Consider the following 21779-nt stretch of genomic DNA (forward strand, 5'->3'; position numbering starts at 1 on the left):
CCTGCCAACTGAAAGCCGATAACTCCTTCAATTGTCACCCTGTCCAGATCCCGACATCACGTGAGATGCCCCACTGCGCCCCGCGCGGCCGCCACCAGCCGGCCGTCCCCGACGACACCGAGCACCGCCTCGATCTCTGGAGCGAGGAAACGGTCCGGTCCTGGCCCGGGCGCCACCTCGCGGACGGCACGGAGCGCGGCCGCCGTACCGGGTGCGGGCTCGTGCTCCCGCAGGTCGAGCGCCCTGGCCGCCGCAAGGACCTCGATGGCCACCACGCGCGCCAGCCCGTCCACCGCCCGGCGCAGCTTGCGGGCGGCCGCCCAGCCCATCGACACGTGGTCCTCCTGCATCGCCGACGACGGGATGGAGTCCACGCTCGCCGGCACGGCCAGCCGCTTGAGCTCGGACACGATCGCCGCGGCCGTGTACTGCGCGATCATCAGGCCAGAGTCCACCCCGGCCTCGTGCGCCAGGAACGGCGGCAGGCCCTCGTTGCGGGCCTTGTCGAGGAACCTGTCCGTGCGTCGCTCGGAGATGCTCGCCAGGTCCGCGACGGCGATCGCGAGGAAGTCCAGCGCGTACCCGACGGGCGCCCCGTGGAAGTTGCCGCACGACTCGACGCGGCCGTCCGGCGTCACCACCGGGTTGTCGATCGCCGCCGCGAGCTCCCGCTCGGCCACGGCGGTCGCGTGGTCGAGCGTGTCCCGCGCGGCGCCGTGCACCTGGGGCGCGCAGCGCAGGGAGTAGGCGTCCTGCACGCGGGTGCAGACGGGGCTGCCGTCGGGGTACGTCTCGCGGTGGCTCGCCATGATCGCGGACCCGGAGAGCAGGGCGCGGAGGTTCGCCGCCGATGCCGCCTGCCCGGGGTGGGGCCGCAGCGCGACGAGGTCGGCGGCGAACGGTGCGTCGGAGCCCAGCAGCGCCTCCACCGACATGGCCGCCGCGACGTCGGCGGCGGTCAGCAGCGCGCGGAGGTCGTGGAGCGCCAGGACCAGCATGCCCAGCATGCCGTCGGTGCCGTTGATGAGGGCCAGGCCCTCCTTCTCCGTGAGGACGGCCGGCTGGATCCCGGCCGCGGCGAGCGCCTCGGCGGCCGGCCGTCGCTGCCCGACGGCGTCGCGCACCTCGCCCTCGCCCGTGGCCGCGAGGGCGACGTGCGACAGCGGGGCGAGGTCGCCCGAGCAGCCGAGCGAGCCGTACTCGTGGACCACCGGCGTGAGGTGCGCGTCCAGCATGGCGGCGTAGACCTGTGCGGTGGCGGGCCGTACGCCGGTGCGGCCGGTCGCGAGGGTGTTGAGCCGCAGGAGCTGCAGGGCGCGGACGACCTCGTCCTCGACCTCCGGCCCTGAACCCGCGGCGTGCGAACGGACCAGGCTGCGCTGCAGGTCAGCGCGTCGGTCGGCGGGAATGTGGGTCCGGGCGAGCGCGCCGAAGCCCGTGGAGATGCCGTAGTGCGGCCGGGTGTCGCCAGCCAGGGCCTCGACGACCGCTCGGCTGGCGGACATCGCGTCGACCGCTCCGGGGGTGAGGGAGACGGTGGCGCCGTACCGGGCGACCGCGACGACCTGCTCGACCGTGAGGGGTTCGCCCGTGAGGTCGACATGCGTGACGGCGGCGACTGTGCGCGCCGCAGGAGGGGTGCTCATGGGACCAGTGTTGCGCCCGCTGAGGCGAACGCCTCACGAAATGGGGATGTTTCCCCCTTCCGTCATCTCTACTGATACTTCACAATAAGCCGGTCCTATCCATCCCACTCCAGGGAGTTGTTCACCACCATGTCTGCATCCGAGACGCCGTCCGCGCCCGTCACCCCCGCGAACGGCCTCGCCGCCGAGGACCCGGGCAAGACCCTCGGCATCGTCGGCTTCGTGCTCGCCTTCCTGCTGAGCGTGGTCGGCATCATCGTGAGCGCCATCGCGCTCAAGAAGTCGAAGGAGGCGGGCTTCTCGAACGGCCTCGCCAAGGCGGGCATCATCGTCGGCATCGTCGTGACGATCCTGTACGTCGTCGTGACGATCATGCTGATCGCGGCGTCCGCCGCTCTCGTCAACTCCGGCGTCACCACCATGTGATGCCTGTGTGACTCGCACCGAGGCCGTCGTCCCTCTCGGGTACGGCGGCCTCTGTGCTGCCGACCGCGGGGGCGCGTGGGCGGTCCTAGCCAGATCTATTGCGATACATCACAATATGGCCGACCAAGAGCCCGTAAACGAGGAGCACTTTCGCAATGACCGCCGAGATCGACACCACCGCCGCCGAGAAGCTGGCAGAGGCTGTCACCGAGTCCGTCGCCGAACCCACCACGTCCGCCGCCGAGCCGGCGGAGGCCACCAAGGCTCCGGCCGCCGAGGCGCCCGCCGCCGCCGTCGTCCCGGCGGCCCCGGCCGAGCCCGCCGCCGAGCCCGCCGCCACGAAGCCCGCCGCCGAGCCCGCCGCCGGCACCGCCGTCGTCGCGACCACCGCGGAGACCGCCGCCCCGGCCGAGGTCGAGGACCCGCAGAGCAACGTCTTCAGCATCGTCGGCTTCCTGCTGGCCTACATCCCGCTGGTCGGCGTCGTCGTCAACATCATCGCCATCAACAAGGCCGGCAAGGAGGGCTTCGACCGCTGGCTCGCCGGCTGGGCGCTCGGCATCTCCATCACCACCACGGTGGGAACCCTCGCGCTCGTCGCCCTGGGCTTCTGGATCGGCGTGGAGGCTGCCCAGTCGGGATTCACCTTCTGACGCCGAGGTAGCGCGTTCGTCCGACGGAGTCACTATCTCAGCGGGCCGCGCTCGCCGAGATAGTGACTCCGTCGGACGAACGCACTACCTCGACAGACCTTGGCCTGGGTAAAGAGCTTGCAGATCCTTGCGAGAATGGGACGTCGTGAGCCCTGACCCGCAGACCTCCCCCTCCCGCCGCCCCTCACGGGGCCGCGGCCAGGGGCGTGCCCAGGGCGAGGGCCGGGCGGGTGCGGGACGGACGCGAGGCGGGCGGACGGCGTCGGGCAACGGCCGGATGCAGGTGAGCCGCGAGCAGCTCGAGCGGGCCGCCCAGCGCCGCGCCGCCGTCGAGGTGCCGCCCATCACCTACCCCGAGCAGCTGCCGGTCTCGGCCCGGCGCGAGGACATCGCCGCCGCGATCCGCGACCACCAGGTCGTGATCGTTGCGGGCGAGACCGGCTCGGGCAAGACGACCCAGATCCCCAAGATCGTGCTCGAGCTCGGCCGCGGCCGGACCGGCCAGGTGGGCCACACCCAGCCGCGCCGCATCGCGGCCCGCACGGTCTCGGAGCGCATCGCGGAGGAGCTCGGCACGCCGCTGGGCGGCGTGGTGGGCTACCAGGTGCGGTTCACCGACCAGTCGAGCGACGAGACGCTCGTCAAGGTCATGACCGACGGCATCCTGCTTGCCCAGATCCAGCGCGACCCGCAGCTGCTCGCCTACGACACGATCATCATCGACGAGGCGCACGAGCGGTCGCTCAACATCGACTTCCTGCTCGGGTATCTCAGCCGGCTGCTGCCACAGCGCCCGGACCTCAAGCTGATCATCACGTCGGCGACCATCGACAGCGAGCGCTTCGCGCGCCACTTCTCCCCCGCCTCGCTCGCCGAACGCGCCGGAGCCCCCGAGTACGTCACGGAGGTGCTGCCCGACGCCGCCCCGGTGGTCGAGGTCTCGGGCCGCACCTTCCCGGTGGAGATCCGCTACCGGCCCCTGGCGCCGGACGTGGACCCCGAGACGGGGAAGACGGTCGGAAAGGCCAAGGGCGAAGAGAAGGACCTGGTCACCGGCATCGTCGACGCGTGCGACGAGCTGTTGCGCGAGGGTCGGGGCGACATCCTCGTGTTCCTCTCCGGCGAGCGGGAGATCCACGACGCCGCCGACGCCCTCGAGGGCCACCTCAAGGACCGGGTCCGGGACCCCCGGCACCCGCAGCACGTCGAGATCCTGCCCCTGTACGCGCGCCTGTCGAGCCAGGAGCAGCACCGCGTCTTCGAGGCGCACCAGGCGCGCCGCATCGTGCTGGCCACCAACGTGGCGGAGACGTCGCTGACGGTGCCCGGCATCCACTACGTCGTGGACCCCGGCACCGCGCGCATCAGCCGGTACTCCAAGGCCACGAAGGTGCAGCGGCTGCCGATCGAGCCGGTGTCGCAGGCGAGCGCGAACCAGCGGTCGGGCCGGTCGGGCCGTGTCGCCGACGGCATCGCGATCCGCCTCTACTCGGAGGACGACTTCGCCTCCCGGCCCGAGTTCACCGAACCGGAGATCCTGCGCACCTCGCTCGCCTCGGTGCTCCTGCAGATGATCTCCGTGGGCGTGGTGTCGACGCCCGACGACGTGGCCCGCTTCCCGTTCGTCGAACCCCCGGACACCCGCGCGATCCGCGACGGTGTGCAGCTCCTCACCGAGCTCGGCGCGCTCGAGACGGCGGACGGCACCACGCGGCTCACCGAGACCGGGCGCATCCTGGCGCAGCTGCCGATGGACCCGCGCCTGGCCCGGATGATCCTCGAGGGATCGAAGCTGGGTGTCGCACGCGAGGTCGCGATCATCGCGGCCGTCATGTCCATCCAGGACCCGCGCGAGCGGCCCGCCGAGCAGCGCCCCCAGGCCGACCAGTCCCACGCCCGGTTCACCGACCACGGCTCGGACTTCCTCACCTACCTCAATCTGTGGGAGTACATCCGGGAGCAGCAGCGGGAGCTCGGCTCGTCGGCGTTCCGCCGGCTCTGCAAGTCCGAGTACCTCAACTTCCTCCGGATCCGCGAGTGGCAGGACGTCGTGGCCCAGCTCCGCGAGATGTCGAAGCCGCTGGGCATCGACATGTCGTTCCAGCCGCGTCGGGCGCCCGTGGCCGACGGCGGACCGGTCGCCTCGAGCGTCCAGGTCGCCCCGCCAGGCGCTGCCACGGCAGAAGCCGCCGCGGTGCCGGAAGGCGAGGCCCCGGCGTCGGCCATCCACCGCCTCGTGTGGGACGGCGAGACCATCCACAAGGCGCTCCTCTCGGGGCTCCTCTCCCAGATCGGCATGCAGGAAACGGGCGAGCTGAAGGCGTCGTCGGTGGCGCACCTCAAGGGCGCCGCGCGGGAGCAGGCCATCCGGCGGGGGCGTAAGCAGGCGCGCAACGAGTACCTCGGCGCGCGCGGGGCGCGGTTCGCGATCTTCCCGGGCTCGCCGCTCAGCAAGAAGCCGCCGGCGTGGATCATGGCCGGTGAGCTCGTCGAGACCTCACGCCTGTGGGCCCGCGACGCCGCCCGCATCCAGCCCGAGTGGGCCGAGGAGCTGGCCGGGTCGCTGGCGAAGCGGACGTACTCGGACCCGCACTGGTCGACGAAGCAGGGCGCCGCCGTCGCCACCGAGAAGGTGCTGCTCTACGGCGTGCCGATCGTCGAGGGTCGCAGCGTCCTGTACGCCAAGGTGGACCCCGAGGCGGCGCGCGAGATGTTCGTGCGGCACGCCCTCGTCCAGGGCGAGTGGACCACGCACCACCAGTTCTTCCACGAGAACCGCGCGCTGCTCGAGGAGGCCGAGGAGCTCGAGGCCCGCTCGCGGCAGCGCGGGCTCGTCGCGTCCGAGGACGACCTGTTCGCGTTCTACGACGAGCGCGTCCCCGCCGACGTCGTGTCGGCACGGCACTTCGACCGCTGGTGGTCGCGGGCGAAGCGGGACCAGCCGGACCTCCTGGCGTTCACGCTGGAACAGCTCGTCGGCGACGCGACCGTCGACGAGGGCGCGTTCCCCGAGGCCTGGCCGCAGGGCGAGCTGACCCTGCCCCTCACCTACCAGTTCCAGCCCGGGTCCGACGCCGACGGCGTCACCGTGCACATCCCCGTCTCCGTGCTACCCCGCGTGGTGCCCGACGGCTTCGACTGGATGGTGCCCGGCCTCCTCGAAGAGCTGTGCGTGGCCACGATCAAGTCGCTGCCGAAGCCGGTGCGGGTGCAGCTCGTGCCGGCGCCCGACGTGGCGCGCGCTGTCGTGGGGTGGCTGCGGGCCGAGGCCCCTGCCTGGGTCGACGTCGCGCGGGCCGGGGACATGGCGGAGCCGTTCCACGTCGCGTTCTCGCGGGCCGTGCGGGCGCTGCGTGATGTGGTGATCCCTGCCGACGTGTGGGACGCCGAGCGGGTCGAGCGGCTGCCTGCACACCTGCGGATGACGTTCCGGGTGTTCGAGGAACGGGGTCGCGGGCCGAAGGCCGGCTCCGTGGTGCTCGACGAGTCCAAGGACCTCCTGCTGCTGCAGCGGAGGCTCGCCTCGCAGGCGGAGGCTGCGGTGCGGGCGGCTGTGCGGGGGGCTGTGGGGGTTGCGTTGGCCGAGGCCGCTGGCTCGGGTCCGGCGGTGGACGAGGGTGAGGGGGCGCCGCCTCGCTCACGCGCCCGGCTCGTTCCTCGCGCGGACGCTCCGCTACGGCTTGACGGCGTCGCCCCCTCACCCTCGTCCACCGCCTCTTCTGGTGCGTCGCCTTCTTCGTCGCTGCCCGACGGCGATGGGGTGCGGGTGGGAACTGTGGTGCGGGAGGTTGTTGGGCTCTCCGGGTGGCCCGAGGGGCTCGAGGGTGGGGTGCTGCCCGAGTCCGTCGGTACGGAGCTCGGGGCGGGCGTGGTGGTGCGGGGGTATCCCGCGCTCGTGGAGGAGGTCGGGGCGCGGGGGGCCGACGTCGTCTCGCTGCGCGTGCTGGCCGACGCCTCGGCTCGGGATGCTGCGCATGCTCGGGGTGTTCGGCGGCTGCTGCTGTCGGAGGCGCGCCTGGCCTCCGGGCGGATCTCGTCCCGGTGGTCCGGGACGCAGGCGCTCACGCTGGCCGCGTCGCCGTACCGGAACACCGAGGCGCTGGTGGCCGACCTGCAGCTGGCGGCCGTGATCGCGCTGACCTCCGGGCCGGACTCTGCTCGGTACGACACTCCTGCGGGCGGGGTCGACGCGGCGTCCGTGCGCTCCCTCGAGGTGTACGAGAACGCGCGTGCTTTCGTGCGGACCCACCTGGAGGACGAGGTGCATCGGATCGTCGGGCACGTGGTCGCGGCCCTGACCGCGTACCGGAAGCTCGAGGGAGAGGTCCGCACCTCGTCGTCGCTCGCGCTGCTCAACGTGCTCCAGGACGTGCGCGAGCACGCCGCCGGACTCATCCACGCGGGGTTCATCTCCCAGACCCCGCCCCGGCGCCTGCCTCACCTCGTGCGGTACGTGCGGGCGGCGTCGTACCGCCTGGCCAAGGCCGCGGAGAACCCTGCGCGCGACGCCGAGCTGGCCTGGCGCATCTCCGACGTGACGGCCGCCTACGAGAAGGCGCGCGCGGCATACGCGACCGGACCGGCGTCGCCGGCGCGGGAGGCGGAGCTCTCCGACGTGCGGTGGCTGATCGAGGAGCTGCGCGTGTCGCTGTTCGCGCAGCAGCTCGGGACGGACGGGCCGGTCAGCGAGAAGCGGATCCGGAAGGTGCTGTCGCCGAGCGGGTGGTAGCTCCTAACGTACGTCGTCCGGGTCGTGGAGGCCGTCCTCCCGGATCTCCTCGAGCTCCTCGACGTCGCTGAACCTCGTGGCGCGGTGCCGGATCCAGCGGTTGACCGCCCAGGTGAGCGCCGAGAGCACGACGCCGATACCGATCAGCACTCCCGCGATCGGGTACTGCCCCTGCTGTGCCTCGCTCCGCGCCCACGGGCCGGCGAGGTACAGGCAGGAGAGGGCGCCGAGGATCGGCAGCGGCAGCCAGGTACGGAAGTGCTTGTGCTCGACCGGCTGCCGCCGGAGCACGAGCAGCGCCACGTTGACGACGGAGAAGACGCAGAGGAGCAGGAGCGCCGTGGTGCCGCCGAGCAGGCCGATGGCGCTGGCGCCCTCCTCGGTGGCGTTCGCCCGCACCACGTAGACGATGAGCCCGAACGAGATGGCCGTGGTCACGAGGATCGATACCCAGGGCGTGCGGCGGAACGGGTGCACGTTCGCGAAGAACGGCGGCAGCACCTGCTGCTTGGCCATGCCGTACAGCAGGCGGGATGCCATCAGCATGTTGATGAGCGCCGAGTTGGCGACGGCGAACATCCCGATGAACGGGAAGATCGTCCCGAACGGCAGACCGGGGGCTCCAGCGGCCACCACCTGCGTGAGCGCCGAGCCCTTCGACGGGTCCGTCAGGTCGCCGACGGGGACGAGCGCCACCGCCGTGATCGCCACGAGGATGTAGATGACGCCGGTGATCCCCAGGCCTGTGAGCATGACCCGCGGGAAGTGCCGCACCGGGTCCTTGCACTCCTCGGCCATGTTCACGGAGTCCTCGAAGCCCACCATCGCGAAGAAGGCGAGGCTCGTGGCTGCGGTGATCGCGAAGAAGGTGCTCTTCTCGTCGGGGCTCTCGAAGATCACCACGCGGGAGAAGTCGGCGTTGCCCTGGGTCACCGCGAAGAGGCCGATGAAGATGATGAGCAGCAGACCTGACAGCTCCACGAGCGTGAGGACCACGTTGGCCTTGACGCTCTCGCCGACGCCGCGGAAGTTGACCGCCGCGACCACAGCCATGAAGCCGAGCGCGATGGCCAGGAGGCCCGTGCTGCCGGGGTTCAGGTCGAGGTCGAGACCGTCGTTGATGAAGCCGGCGAACGCGTTGGACGCCGTCGACGCCGACGTGATGCCCGAGCACATGACGGTGAACGCCACGATGAACGTGACGAAGTGGATGCCGAACGCCTTGTGCGTGTACAGCGCGGCCCCGGCGGCCTGCGGGTACTTGGTGACGAGCTCCAGGTAGGACAACGCCGTCAGCGTCGCCACCACGAAGGCGACGAGGAACGGCGCCCACGCCGCTCCCCCGACCTCGCCCGCCACCTGGCCGGTGAGGGCGTAGACGCCCGTTCCCAGGATGTCGCCGACGATGAAGAGCAGGAGAAGCCTGGATCCCATCACCCGCTTGAGCGGCGGCTGCCCCTCGTGCGTGCCCGTCTGCTCGACCACCTGGCTCATGGCGCACCCCCGGTCCGACGTGTCCCAGGTCACAGCCCCGGGGTTCCATGAGACCGCGAGTCTCACCCGGTGTCACGGATGTGCCCGGCGTGGCGGCTCCGGATTGTCCCCGACCTGTGACGACCGACTCAGGGTCAGAACCGGTGGGTTACCGGATTTCGTGTCGTGCGCTTCCCGCGTAGCGTCGAGGACATGAGCACACAGAGCCTCTCCCGTCCTCGCCAGGGTCGCATGATCGCCGGTGTGTGCGCGGGTGTCGCGCGCCGCTTCGGCTGGGACCCCACCCTGGTCCGCATCCTCACGGTCGCGTCCCTGCTCCTGCCGGGACCGCAGCTGATCGCCTACCTGATCTTCTGGCTGATGATGCCGAACGACCCGGCCTGACTGAGGTCAGACCGGGTCGTCCAGGGTCGCTCCCTACTGCTGGTGGTAGGCGGTTCCGGTGCCCGACGGCGCCGGGTCCCCCTTGGGCACGAGCATCACCTGGACCGCTTCGAGCCGGTAGGCGAACCCCGCCGTGCCCGAGGGCTCGTCGTTCTTCGCCCAGCCCAGCCAGCCGAACTTCTCGGCATGGGTGCGGTAATAGACGTCGTACTGCTCGGCGAGCTGACCGGTGAGCCGGATCCGGAACGCCTCGACCCGCTTGGCCTCACCCTCCGTACCCACCACGCCGCCCGTGCCCACATACGGCATCCAGCCGTAGGTCTGCACGTGGGCCTGGGCCTCGATCCCGCCCGAGACCCCCGGGGCGAGACCGAACCGCAGCGCCTCCACCCGCTTCGCCAGACCTGTCGTCCCGGCCGTCTGGCCACCGATCACCGGCGCCTGCCAGCCGAACGACTGCACGTGCGCCGACACCTGCAGCTTCGACTGCACCGACTTGTCGTAGAACGCCGCCAGACCGGAACCGGCCGGCGCCGGCTCGCGCTTCGACACCAGGCGGACCTGGAGCCCTTCCACGGCGGATGCGTATCCGATGGTTCCCGCCGGCTCGCCGTTCTTCGCCCAGCCGAGCCACCCCAGTCCGGAGACGTGGACGCGGTAGTACACGTCGTAGAAGCCACCCAGGCTGGAGTCGTCGCTGTCGTTCGCCGTGAGACGGATCGCCTCCAGCCGCAGCCCCTGGCCATCGGTCCCGGCGTAAACACTTCCCCCCACCTGAGTCGGGAGCCAGCCCAGCTTCTGGACGTAAGCGTCCACGTTGAGGCCGGTGCCGACGTAGCTGCTGCCGTCGTACCGGCCCTGGGTGGTGGCGACGGTCAGGCCCTCGGCCGGGCGCGGGCTCGCGAGGTCGCCCGCCGTCGCGCCGTTCGACGCCGATCCGGAGACGCCACCGTCGCGATAGGCCAAGGAGTAGCTGACGGACGGGTCGGCGGTGTCGGGCACGACGTAGGGCCGCGAGGTCACGACGCCGTCGGCGAAACGCGCGCGGTGCGCAGTGACCGCGACGGTGATCGAACGGCCCTCGTCCCAGGGAGCCGTGGTGTACAGCTCATGAGTAGCGCCCTGGATCGGCTGTCCGTCCCGGAGCCACTGGTAGGTGCGAGGGCTGCCCTGCGGGGAGAAGTCCTGCGCCCATGCGTAGAGCTGGGCTCCCTGCGCCTGTCGGAGGGTGACCTCTCCACCGGTGAACGCGCAAGAGTCCTTGCACGCGACGACCTCGGTGGTGGCTACCGGGCCGCCCGTGTAGGTCCGGAAGTCGACCTGGATCGGGTTGAGCCCGGCGGCCAGGGCCGCTACGGGCAGCTGGACCGTCTCGGTCCAGGCGTCGACGTCGGTCTCGGCGAGCACGACGTCACCGCGCCGTACCGTGTAGTGACCCACAGGAGTGACCGCCTGCTTCGTCAGGGTGACGGCTACAGGAACCTGGCCATCCTCAGCGACGGAGTCCTCGACGTCCTGGACGGTCACGGGTGACGGTGTGGCGACAGCCTGGTCGGCGACCCGGAAGGTGTGCAGGGCGAAACCGCTCCGCTGACCATCCGGTCCCACGCTCCGGACCGACAGAACCATCTCGCCGGATGCCGCCGGGACGAACGGGGCCGTCGCCGTCGGACCGATGGGAATGCTGGTGAGTGACGCCTGCGACTCTGCGGCTGTGGCTCCGAAGCCGTACTCGAAGAGCTCTGCCTGACCGTCACCGATGTCGCTGAAGTGGAACGCCCCGGCGACACCCACACCACCCGCCGCCCCGGACATGTAGACGGCGGGCTCGCCGAAGACCGGTGCGATCTTCGGGAGTGCGGGAAGAACCGCGAGATCGATGGTGCACTCGAGAGCGGGGCCCACCACGCTGGGGTCCTCCATGAGGCTCGCCCAGGCGCGCAGGATCCAGCGACCGTCCGTGAGCTCAGCACTCCGAGGCAGGTAGTCCAACCAGAACCCACTGTGGCCTTCGGACGCCCCGCCATCGGAACGAACCACATCGCCGTCCACCGGGTCGACCAGCTCGAAGTGCCCCTTCAGCGGAGCGTCGCTCGGGTGGGAGAACCTGGCGCTCACGAGCAGGGTGTCGTGGCGGAAGCTGTAGCTGACCAGCTCGGCGCCACAGGCGTCGGTGGACAGTCGGAGGGTGGTCGGCGCGTCCGGCGGGACGGCCTCCGCCGCCGCCGGCGCGGTCGACGCCAGGCCGAGCGCAAGGACCGCCGTCGCTGCTGCGAGCCCACGGACGAAATGCGCCGCCCACCGCCCCGATGTGGTCAGGACAGGGACGTTCGTCGTTCGCGGCATCACATAACTCCCAGGTTCAGGGCAGATCCGGGCTGAGTGTATTTGACCCGTTTCGAGCGTGAGGGGTGAAAAGTCACTCAGCGCTGGTAGTAGGCGGGTCCGGTACCCGACGGCGCCGGGCCGCCCTTCGGCACCAGGAGCACCTGGACAGCCTCGAGCCGGTAGGCGAACCCCGCCGTGCCCGATGGTGCACCGTTCTTCGCCCAGCCCAGCCACCCGAACGACTGCGCGTGCGTGCGGTAGTAGACGTCGTACTGCTGAGCCAGGTCACCGGTGAGCCGGATCCGGAACGCCTCGACCCGCTTCGCCTCGCCCGTCGTCCCGACCGGAATGCCCTGCGAGGCCCACGGCATCCAGCCATAGGTCTGCACGTGCGCCTGCGCCTCGATGCCGGCGCTGCCTACGAACGTGCTGAAGAGGAGCGCCTCCACCCGCTTGGCCAGTCCCGTGGTCCCCGCGATCTCGCCGCCCTGTACAGGGTCCATCCACCCGAACGTCTGCACGTGCGCACTGGTGAGGACCTTGTTCCGTGAGGTCGCCGGGTCATAGGAGGCCGCCAGGAGCGTGCCCGACGGCGTGGTGCCGCCCTTCGCGACCAGGCGGACCTCCAGCGCCTCGACCTGAAGCCTGTAGCCCGTGGTGCCTGCCGTCGCGCCGTTCTTCGCCCAGCCGAGCCAGCCCAGCTTCTGCGAGTGCACCCGGTAGTAGAGGTCCCACCGCTCGGCCATCGGACCCGACAGCTCGAGCTGGACGGCCTCGATCCTGCTCGTCCCGACGGAGGTCCCGAGGTCTTCACCCCGTCGCAGGCCACCCCAGCCCGCTCCGGACACGTGGAGGTCACCGACGATCGCGTCCGGGACGGTTGCCGAAACCTCTCCCTCCGCGTTCTCGTTGGTGAGTCGCACAGCGAAACCGTGGAGCGGCCGCGACTGACCGACGACGCCGAGGGTCGCGCCGTTCCTCGAATGGAGGTCTGTGTCGACCTCCTCGTACGCGATCGTCAGGCTGTGTCCGGCAGGCGGAGCCGGGATCACGACGGAAGCCGAGTCGACGACGTCCGTGAACCTGGGCCGGGACCCGGTGACCGTGACGCTGATCTCGTGCTCGGCGTCGTCGAGCTGGACGACGTACGTCGACGAGGTCTGACCCGGGATCACCACACCGTCCCGGAACCACTGATACCCGTGAGCTGCCTCCACCGGAACGGTATCCATGGCGGCGCCCAGAACGGCGCCGGGGACCGCGCTCCCGCTGATCCGCGCGTTCGCGGACGCAAACTCGCAGGAGTCCGCGCAGACGTGATGGACGGACTCGACAACCGGAGCGCCGTCGAAGGCCCGGTACTCCGCGCGGACCTCGGCGATCCCCTGACCGAGGACGCCAGCGTCGATCGTGATCGGGAACCCACTACTGACCAACCGTCCGTCACCGTGGACCGTGCCGATGGGCGTCTCCCCACGGAACAGGTCGATCGTGCCGTACGACACCCGAAGGTCGCTGCTGAACACCACCGACGCCGGTGTCAGACCGTCCGAGAGGTCGGTGTCGGTGGCGTCACGAACAGTCGCGGACGGGGCGGCCGGCCGAGCCTCGCCCGGGGCGGCCACGCCGAACTGCCTCCCCGTCCGGTGGCCCACGAGACCGTCGACGTCGACCGCCCGGACGTACACGGTGTAGTTGCCGGACGTCTCGGGGAGCACCGGGATCACTCCCGGGTTGCCGTCGACGCGGGTCCACTCGGGGAAGGCAGCATCCGCTGGTGCCATCTGGTACTCGAACCCCACGACGCCCGGCTCGTCCGACCTGGCGACGAAGGCGCCGGCGATCCCAGGGCCCCCTCGCGGCGCGGTTGACCCGAGCAGGTATACGGCTTCCGCTCCCAGCAACGGGTGCACGGCCGGGAACGTCTGCGGCCCGGATCGCACGAAGATCTGGCAGTCTGCCGTGGGTCCGGCACCGCCTCCCACCATGGTGGTCGTGACACGGATCGTGTAGGCCACGGTCTCGTCCGTCTCGCGTGGATCGACGAACGCCCGGAACTCGCCGTCGGGCCCGATCCCGACTCGACTGGTGTGGATGATCCCGCCGTCCGGCCGGATCAGCTGGGTGGAGGCTTGGGCGCCTCCGGCCGCGTTGACGGCACCTTCGACGACGAGTCCCGTGTACAGGCTGGTGTCAGGCGCCGGAGCGTTCACGAAGACGGGTGTCGAGCTGCACGGCACCCCCTGGACCGTCAGGTGCGAGAACGATGCTGTCTGGTCGGACACCCCTGCGGCGGGGGCCGTGCCACCCGCCAGGAAGGCCCCTGCGAGCAGCATCGCGGTCGCCGCGCCGGTCGCCCGTCGCCTCCAACTCATCAGGTAGTCCTCCTTGACCGTTAGGGCGCGCGTCAGCGCTGGTGGTAGGCGGTCGTGGTGCCCGACGGCGCTGGGTCCCCCTTGGGCACGAGGAGCACCTGGACCGCTTCGAGCCGGTAGGCGAACCCCGCCGTGCCCGACGGCTCGTCGTTCTTCGCCCAGCCCAACCACCCGAACTTCTGGGCATGCGTGCGGTAGTACACGTCGTACTGCTCGGCCATCTGGCCGGTGAGCCGGATCCTGAACGCCTCGACCCGCTTCGCCTCACCCTCGGTCCCGACCACACCGCCGGTCCCGACATACGGCATCCAGCCGTACGACTGGACGTGCGCCTGCGCCTCGATCCCGCCCGACATGCCGGGGGCGAGACCGAACCGCAACGCCTCCACCCGCTTCGCCAGACCTGTCGTCCCGGCCGTCTGGCCACCGATCACCGGCGCCTGCCACCCGAACGTCTGCACGTGCGCTGACACCTGAAGCTGCCGCTGTACGGCGTCGGTGTCCAGGAACGCCGGGCGGGTCGAGGCCTCCGGCGGCGGCGCGCCCTTGTGCACCAGCACCACACGCAGCCCTTCAAGGCGATAGGCGTACCCGGCTGTCCCGGAGTCCTCGCCGTTCTTGGCCCAGCCCAGCCAGCCGAACCCCTGCGCGTAGGAGCGGTAGTACACGTCATAACGCTCAGCGAGCTTGCCGGTCAGCCGAAGCCGCAACGCCTCGACCCGCTTGGCCTCGCCCTCGGTCCCGACGACGCCGCCGGGGCTGACCCAGGGCGTCCAGCCGTAGGACTGCACCTGCGCCGACGCCTCGATCCCGCCAGTGCCCGGCTCGACGGCCTCGAAGCGCAGCGCCTCGAGCCGCAGCCCCTGGCCTGGAGCACCGGTGATGCTGCCCCCGGACGCCAACGGCTGCCAGCCGATCGACTGGATGTGCGACTGGTAGCGGACCGCACGGCTGGGGTCGCCGTCGACGACGAGCGTCGTCACGACTGACGAGCCTTCGATGTGGGCGTCCCCCGAGTACTCGGCGCGGACCTCGTGGCGGCCCGGCAGGAGCGGCACACGGTCGAGCGCGAGCACGGCCGTCGTCGAAGGGCTGCCTGTCAGTGCAGCGCTACCGATCGTGGCCCCGTCCACCGTGAAGGTCACCCGGCCGGCCCTGTCGGGCCATGCCTTGGAGCTCACACGGGCGGTCAGCACGCCGCCCAGCCCGTAGGTCAGGACGACGGGATCGATGGTGATCGACGACAGCGCCTTCAGCACGGTGACTCGTCCGCTCGTGCTCGACGGGCCGAGGGAGCTCTTCCCCTCGTATCGCACGACGAGTTCGTGGTCCCCGGGTTCCAGAGCGTTGGCCTGGAAGCTCATGTCCGCTGACCGCTCCCGCGTGAGACGCGAGGCCAAGTACCGCGTCCCGATCGGGGTGACAGCGCCGACCCGGAACCCCTCCAGGTACGGGTCATCGGTGTACGGGCTTCCGTCCGCGCTCAGCGCTTGCGCTGACACCGTGATCGATCCGTGGTCCGAGTAGCGCCAGGTCGACGGGAACTGCGCACGGGTGAGGGAAGGAAACGGCTCGAGCACCTCGATGATGCCGGACCACCGCGACGTCGCCGTCGGGCCGCCGCCGGCGTACGTGAAGAGGAGAGTGTGGAAGCCGGGATACAGGCGCGACGTCCAGAGCGCGATCGCCTCGGAGTCGCCCGGGAACTCACCGACCAGTTCGCCGTTGGAGCTCGTCACCCTGATCGTTCCGAAGGAGATGTCTGCGTCCCCTTCGGCCGTGACGACGGGATGCACGATCAAGGGCTGCCCATACCGCATGTCGTACGGCAGGTCCGGGATCGTGATCGTCGTCGGCACCGGCTCCGCGGCTGACTCCGAGACTGCGACAGGACCCTCGAGTGGGCCCGCCGTCGCAGCCGGCGGACAAGCAAGTGACAGACCGCCGACGATGATCGCGACCAGTGCGGATGAGAGCACGCGTCGTGCCATGGGTCACCTCCGGGAGGCCGCCCGGGTCGACTCCGTCGTCCGTCAGAGAGCAGCGGCTGGAGCCTAACGCTCCAGCCAGCCCCCTCCTGACCACTTTGGCCCATCAGCGGGTGAAATCTACCTGGAGGGATGCTGGGAGCCCGCAGGCCGCTGGCTCAGCGCGGAGTGAGCTGAGCCCGCACCGCCGCCGACAGCTCCGCCGCCACGTCCTCCACGGTCGCGTGCCGCCCCTCGCGCACCACATGCCGACCGCCCACCACCAGGTCCGTCACGTCCGCCGACGTCGCCGCGAACAGCACCGACTCCAGCAGCGTCGCCTCCTCCCACCCGGCGAGCCGGACCGAACCGAGCCTTACGGTGGTGAAGTCCGCGAGCGCCCCGGCAGAGATGCCCGTCGGGGCGGCCGGGGCGTCGTCGGGCGACCGGCCCAGGGCGGCGTAGCCCGCCGCTGTGCCCGCGGCCAGCAGGTCAGCCGCGGCCAGGTGGCCGCGGCGTTCGGTGCGGAGCCGTTCCCCGAGCTCGAGGCCGCGCAGTTCCTCGAACGGGTCGACGACGGCGTGGGAGTCGGACCCGATGCTCAGCGTCACCCCGGCGGCGGCCAGGTCGCCGAGCCGGGGCAGGCCGTCGGCGAGGTCGCGCTCCGTGGTGGGGGTGAGGCAGGCGCCGGTGCGCGCGGAGGCGAGCGCGGCGACGTCGTCGTCCGTGAGGTGGGTGGCGTGGACCGCGGTGGTGCGGGGTCCGAGGACCCCGTGGTCGGCGAGGAGCCGCGTGGGCGTGCGGCCGTGGGCGGCGACGCACGCCTCGTTCTCGCGGCGCTGCTCGGAGAGGTGGACGTGGAGGCGCGCGTCGCGGCTCGCCGCCCACTGGGCGACGACCGGCAGTGCGTCGGGCGGGACCGCCCGGACGGAGTGCACGGCTGCGCCGAGGTGCACCTCGGGCGGGGCCGCGAAGGACTCCACCCGCGACGCCCAGGCGTCCACGTCCCCGTCGGAGAACCTCCGCTGCACCGGCGACAGCTCCTCTCCCCGCAGCCCGGCCGTGAGGTACGCGGTGTCGAGGAGCGTGAGCCGGATCCCGGCGTCGCGCGCGGCCTCGACGAGGGCCCACGACATGGCGTGCGGGTCGGCGTAGGGCACGCCGCCGGGGGCGTGGTGAAGGTAGTGGAACTCTCCTACCGCGGCGTAGCCCGCGAGCGCCATCTCGGCGTACGCCGCGCGCGCGAGCCGGTAGTACGACTCGGGGTCGAGCCGCTCCGCGACCTCGTACATGTCGTCGCGCCAGGTCCAGAAGGTGCCGCCGCCGCGGTGGGTGCGTCCTCGCAGGGCGCGGTGGAACGCGTGCGAGTGCCCGTTGGCGAACGCGGGCAGGGTGAGGCCACGTAGGTGCGTCGCGCCGTCGGGCGCGTGCCCGACGCCGGAGCTCACCTCCGCGACCCGGCCTCCTTCCGTCCGGATCACCACGCCCGACGCGACGGTGTTCCCGCCGAGCCAGGCGTGGTCGGCGTACCAGACGGTCATTCGGCCATGGGCGTGCGGACGCCGCGTTCGGCGGCGACCTCCACGGCCCGGGCGTAGCCCGCGTCGACGTGGCGGATGACGCCCGTCGCGGGATCGTTGGACAGGACGCGCGCGAGCTTCGCGGCGGCGAGCGGTGTGCCGTCGGCGACGGACACCTGGCCGGCGTGGATCGACCGGCCGATCCCGACCCCGCCGCCGTGGTGGATCGACACCCACGTGGCGCCCGACGACGCGGCGGTCAGCGCGTTCAGCAGCGGCCAGTCGGCGATCGCGTCGGAGCCGTCCATCATGGACTCGGTCTCGCGGTACGGGGAGGCGACGGAACCGGCGTCGAGGTGGTCACGGCCGATGACTAGTGGCGCGCTCACCTCCCCCGACGCGACAAGGTCGTTGAACGCCAGCCCCGCCCGGTCGCGCTCGCCGTAGCCGAGCCAGCAGATGCGCGCGGGCAGACCCTGGAACGCGATCCGCTCCTGGGCGCCCCGGATCCAGCGGTGGAGCTTGTCGTCGTCGGGGAACAGGTCGAGGACGGCGCGGTCGGTCGCCGCGATGTCCCGAGGGTCGCCGGAGAGCGCAGCCCAGCGGAACGGGCCCTTGCCCTCGGCGAACAGCGGGCGGATGTAGGCGGGGACGAAGCCAGGGAAGTCGAAAGCGCGCCCGTACCCGCCCTGACGGGCCTCGTCGCGGATGGAGTTGCCGTAGTCGAACACCTCGGCGCCGGCGTCCTGGAAGCCGACCATCGCCTCGACGTGGCGAGCCATCGACTCGCGGGCCCGGTCGGTGAAGCCCTCGGGGTCGCGGGCAGCGGCGTCGGCCCAGTCCTCGAGCGCGATGCCCGTCGGAAGGTACGAGAGGGGGTCGTGCGCGCTGGTCTGGTCGGTGACGATGTCGATCTCGACCCCGCGGCGCAGCAGCTCAGGGAACACCTCGGCCGCGTTGCCGACCACACCCACGGAGTAGCGGCGCCTTTCCTTCTTCGCGGCCAGCGCCAGGGCGACGGCCTCGTCCAGGTCCTGCGCGACCTCGTCGAGGTAGCGGTGCGCGACGCGCCGGGCGAGGCGGGCCGGGTCCACGTCGACGATGAGGCACACGCCGTCGTTCAGCGTCACGGCGAGCGGCTGAGCGCCGCCCATGCCGCCACAGCCGGCGGTCAGGGTGAGGGTGCCGGCGAGGGTGCCCTTGAATCTCTTCTCGGCGACGGCGCCGAACGTCTCGTACGTGCCCTGCACGATCCCCTGCGTGCCGATGTAGATCCAGGAGCCGGCCGTCATCTGCCCGTACATCGTGAGGCCGAGCGCCTCCAGGCGGCGGAACTCGGGCCACGTCGCCCAGTCCCCCACCAGGTTCGAGTTCGCGATGAGGACGCGCGGCGCCCACTCGTGCGTCTGCAGCACGCCCACCGGCTTGCCCGACTGGACCAGCAAGGTCTCGTCCTCGCGCAGGTCGGTGAGGGTGCGGACGATCGCGTCGTACGCCGGCCAGCTCCGGGCGGCGCGGCCCGTGCCGCCGTAGACCACGAGATCGTCGGGTCGTTCTGCCACGTCCGGGTCGAGGTTGTTCATGAGCATCCGCAGCGGGGCTTCGGTCTGCCAGCTGCGGGCGGTGAGTGCGGTGCCGCGGGTCGCGCGGACGGTGCGGGAGCCTTCCATGGGCAAGGTCTAGCACGTCCTCCGGGGGTGCGCGCCACCCTCGGAGACAATGCCGTGTGAGCTTCGAGCAGCTGTGGCGTGACCTCCTTCCCGTCGGGCGCTCCGCCGCGACAGGCGGATACTTCCGGCAGCCCTTCCTCGCCGCCGAGCGGGAGGCCGCCGCCTGGTTCGCGGAGGCGGCGTCGGCCCAAGGGCTGGTTCTTGAGACCGACGCGTTCGGCAACGTCGTGGCGTGGTGGGACCCGGTGCCCGTGGTGCCGGACGCCCGGGGCGCGCTTGCCGCAGAAGGTGAGCGACCGGCGTCGGGCAGAGAAGGTGCTGTCCTCACCGGGTCGCACCTCGACTCCGTACTGGACGGCGGCGCCTTCGACGGGCCGCTCGGCGTCGTGTCGGCGCTCGCGGCGGTCGACGTGCTGCGGGACCGCGGCGTCACGCCGCGCGTACCGCTCGGGATAGGCGTCTTCATGGAGGAGGAAGGGTCGCGGTTCGGGCTCGCGTGCCTCGGGTCCCGGCTCGCGACCGGGCTCCTTCCCTGGGAGACAGCGCGCGAGCTGCGGGACCGGGACGGGACGGCGCTCGGGGACGTGGTCGCCGGTGGAGCGTCAACGCTGCTCGACGGCGTCACGTGCTTCGTCGAGCTGCACGCCGAGCAGGGGCGCGACCTCGTGCACCGGGGCGCCGCCGTGGGGCTCGCGAGCGCCATCTGGCCGCACGGCCGCTACCGGTTCGACTTCTGCGGGCACGCGGACCACGCCGGGACCACCCGCATGGCGGACCGGCGCGACCCGATGCTCACGTATGCGGCGACGGCGCTCGCGGCCGCCGAGGCGGCACGGTCGGGGGACGGGATGGGGCCGGGCCGGGTGCGGCGCGCAACCTTCGGGCGGCTGGAGGTGCGGCCCAACGGGACCAACGCGATCCCCTCGCAGGTCAGCGCCTGGCTGGACGCGCGGGCGTCGTCGGAGGTGGAGCTCGAGGCACTCCTGGGCGAGGTCTCTGCCGCCGCCTCGGCTCGCGCTGCACGCGACGGGACCACCGTGCGGCTGACCGCAGAGTCCGCGTCGGGCGAGGTGCTGTTCGACGCGGCGCTGACCCGGCGGCTCGCCGAGGCGCTCAGCGGCGTCCCCGTCATCCCGACCGGTGCCGGGCACGACGCCGGCATCCTCCAGCAGGCCGGGATCCCCGCCGCGATGCTGTTCGTACGGAACGAGACGGGCGTGTCCCACTCGCCCGCCGAGCACCTCACGATCCCGGACGCGCTCGTAGGCGTCACGGCGCTCGCCGACGTGCTGGAGTCGCTGATCACGTGACGTGCTCGCTCGGGGGCGTGGGCTCCACCACCGCCGCGAGGTCCGCGCCCGCCCGGAGAAGCGCCACGCTGCGGGCGGCAATCTGGTCGAGGCGTCGGTCGAGGATGCGCCGGGCCGCTGTGACGCCCTCGAGCCGGTGGAGGGTTGCGACCACCTCACGCACCGCAGGGATCCCGTACCCGCTGCTTCGCAGGGCGGCGACCACGCGCGCCTCGCGGATGGCCGCCTGCCCGTACCTGCGAGCGCGCAGGGAGGTGACGCGCTCGGGGACCACAAGGCCCTCCTGCTCCCAGAAGCGCAGGGTCGACGGGCGCACGCCCAGCGCGGCGGCAAGCTGCGTGATGGTCATGGAGTCGGTGCCGGCTTCCGCCTCGATCGCGCTCAGCGCGGCCTGGGCGCGAAGCGCCTCGTCACGCTCCCGGGCGAGGCCGACGTGCACCTCGGAGATCGCCGCGGCGGCATCGGCGACGCTCGCGGTCCGGAGCGTGGCGAGGAGTCGTCGGGCGACGACGGGACCAGCCGCGCTCGCGAGACCGCGGTAGGCACGGAGGGCCCGCACATGGGCAGGCAGGTACGACCGGTAGCCGTTTGCCCCGCGTGCGGCGGGCGGGATGACCCCGAGGCGCTCGAGGTCGCGCACCTGCTGCACGGAGTACCCCGACTCGCGGGCGACATCGGCGGTGCGCAGCGACCGCGGCTCGTCTGGCATGACCCAACCCCACAGAAGCACTTGAAGGTGATGCTTGAACCATGAGTATCGACCAGATCATCGCGGCGGTGCGGAACCTCGAGGGTTCGCTCGTCGTCACACCCGGGCCGAGGGACGTGGAGGTGCCGGAGATCGCCTGGGGTGACTCCTTCTTCTCCTACGCACCCGACGGCACCATTCCGCAGAACACCCAGCCGTACGCGACGGTCGTCACGAAGAACTACCCCGACGACACCGCGTCCGACCTCGATGCGGAGGGGCGCTGGCGCGTGAACATCCAGGTCGATCGCGCCACCTTCCGCGAGCTCACGGGCGAGGAGCCCCGTGGCCTGGCGCTCGCGCGAGACTTCTCCGCGGCCGACGTCGTCCTGCCGCACCCGGTCTACGGGTCGCTCAGCTGGGTGTCGGTGGTGAATCCCGGCGACCGGTGCGGCGAGCTGGTGCTGCGGCTCCTCCGCGACGCCCACGACGCTGCTCGGACGCGATACGAGCGGCGTCGGGCGTGACGGCCTCGCGGGACCAACCTGTTCCCTCCTGGCGATGTCACGGACCGTGACCTTGTTGACCG

The 21779-nt window shown here is 71.6% G+C and carries 14 protein-coding genes; 6 read left to right on the plus strand and 8 right to left on the minus strand.

All coding sequences use genetic code 11. The features are described 5' to 3' along the window. Positions 1-56: 56 nt before the first annotated feature. Entirely contained in the window at positions 57-1646 is a 1590-nt protein-coding gene (gene hutH / locus D1350_RS08570; RefSeq protein WP_125775574.1) for a histidine ammonia-lyase, read from the minus strand. 129 nt (positions 1647-1775) lie between these two features. Between hutH and D1350_RS08575 the strand changes: the two genes are divergently transcribed. The 3 genes from D1350_RS08575 to hrpA all read left to right on the plus strand — a co-directional run bounded on the left by D1350_RS08575 (position 1776) and on the right by hrpA (position 7454). After that, complete coding sequence (locus D1350_RS08575; RefSeq protein ID WP_125775575.1) at positions 1776-2072, plus strand: DUF4190 domain-containing protein; 297 nt, start codon at positions 1776-1778, stop codon at positions 2070-2072. Positions 2073-2227: 155 nt separating this feature from the next. Then, positions 2228-2725, plus strand: a complete 498-nt coding sequence (locus D1350_RS23640; protein WP_164545081.1) for a hypothetical protein — start codon at positions 2228-2230, stop codon at positions 2723-2725. 277 nt (positions 2726-3002) lie between these two features. Beyond that, the gene (hrpA, locus tag D1350_RS08585; protein ID WP_125775771.1) at positions 3003-7454 is read left to right on the plus strand and encodes an ATP-dependent RNA helicase HrpA; all 4452 of its coding nucleotides are present in this window, start codon (positions 3003-3005) and stop codon (positions 7452-7454) included. Between the two features lie 3 nt (positions 7455-7457). Here the strand turns inward: hrpA and D1350_RS08590 are convergent, their stop codons facing one another. Next, complete coding sequence (locus D1350_RS08590; protein WP_125775576.1) at positions 7458-8948, minus strand: APC family permease; 1491 nt, start codon at positions 8946-8948, stop codon at positions 7458-7460. 192 nt (positions 8949-9140) lie between these two features. On the opposite strand from D1350_RS08590, the gene D1350_RS08595 reads away from it, so the two are divergent. Further along, positions 9141-9332, plus strand: coding sequence for a PspC domain-containing protein (locus D1350_RS08595; protein ID WP_125775577.1), 192 nt, complete (start codon positions 9141-9143; stop codon positions 9330-9332). Positions 9333-9365: 33 nt separating this feature from the next. Here the strand turns inward: D1350_RS08595 and D1350_RS08600 are convergent, their stop codons facing one another. From D1350_RS08600 to hutU, 5 genes are all read right to left on the minus strand, one after another. Next, complete coding sequence (locus D1350_RS08600) at positions 9366-11678, minus strand: hypothetical protein (RefSeq protein WP_125775578.1); 2313 nt, start codon at positions 11676-11678, stop codon at positions 9366-9368. 77 nt (positions 11679-11755) lie between these two features. After that, entirely contained in the window at positions 11756-14035 is a 2280-nt protein-coding gene (locus D1350_RS08605; protein ID WP_125775579.1) for a hypothetical protein, read from the minus strand. 32 nt (positions 14036-14067) lie between these two features. Beyond that, entirely contained in the window at positions 14068-15894 is a 1827-nt protein-coding gene (locus D1350_RS08610; protein ID WP_164545082.1) for an Ig-like domain repeat protein, read from the minus strand. Positions 15895-16181: 287 nt separating this feature from the next. Further along, positions 16182-17543 (minus strand): formimidoylglutamate deiminase, encoded by a 1362-nt coding sequence (locus D1350_RS08615; protein WP_125775581.1) that lies wholly within the window; start codon positions 17541-17543, stop codon positions 16182-16184. After that, positions 17540-19192 (minus strand): urocanate hydratase, encoded by a 1653-nt coding sequence (gene hutU, locus D1350_RS08620; RefSeq protein ID WP_125775582.1) that lies wholly within the window; start codon positions 19190-19192, stop codon positions 17540-17542. Before hutU ends, D1350_RS08615 begins: the two co-directional genes overlap by 4 nt. Before the next feature lie 56 nt (positions 19193-19248). On the opposite strand from hutU, the gene D1350_RS08625 reads away from it, so the two are divergent. Next, positions 19249-20502, plus strand: a complete 1254-nt coding sequence (locus D1350_RS08625; protein ID WP_125775583.1) for an allantoate amidohydrolase — start codon at positions 19249-19251, stop codon at positions 20500-20502. On the opposite strand, the gene D1350_RS08630 is transcribed toward D1350_RS08625, so the two are convergent. Then, positions 20495-21211 carry a MerR family transcriptional regulator gene (locus tag D1350_RS08630; protein WP_125775584.1) on the minus strand — a complete coding sequence of 239 codons (717 nt, stop codon included), beginning with the start codon at positions 21209-21211 and terminating at the stop codon, positions 20495-20497. The two genes, D1350_RS08625 and D1350_RS08630, sit on opposite strands and share 8 nt — an antisense overlap. A 41-nt stretch (positions 21212-21252) precedes the next feature. Here D1350_RS08630 and D1350_RS08635 point away from each other — a divergent pair, with 41 nt between their 5' ends. Beyond that, on the plus strand, positions 21253-21717 hold the full coding sequence (locus tag D1350_RS08635) for a DUF6194 family protein (protein WP_125775585.1): 465 nt from the start codon (positions 21253-21255) through the stop codon (positions 21715-21717). Positions 21718-21779: the final 62 nt, after the last annotated feature.

Origin of the sequence: Antribacter gilvus, from assembly GCF_003946865.1 — a bacterium.
Taxonomy (GTDB): Bacteria; Actinomycetota; Actinomycetes; order Actinomycetales; family Cellulomonadaceae; genus Antribacter; species Antribacter gilvus.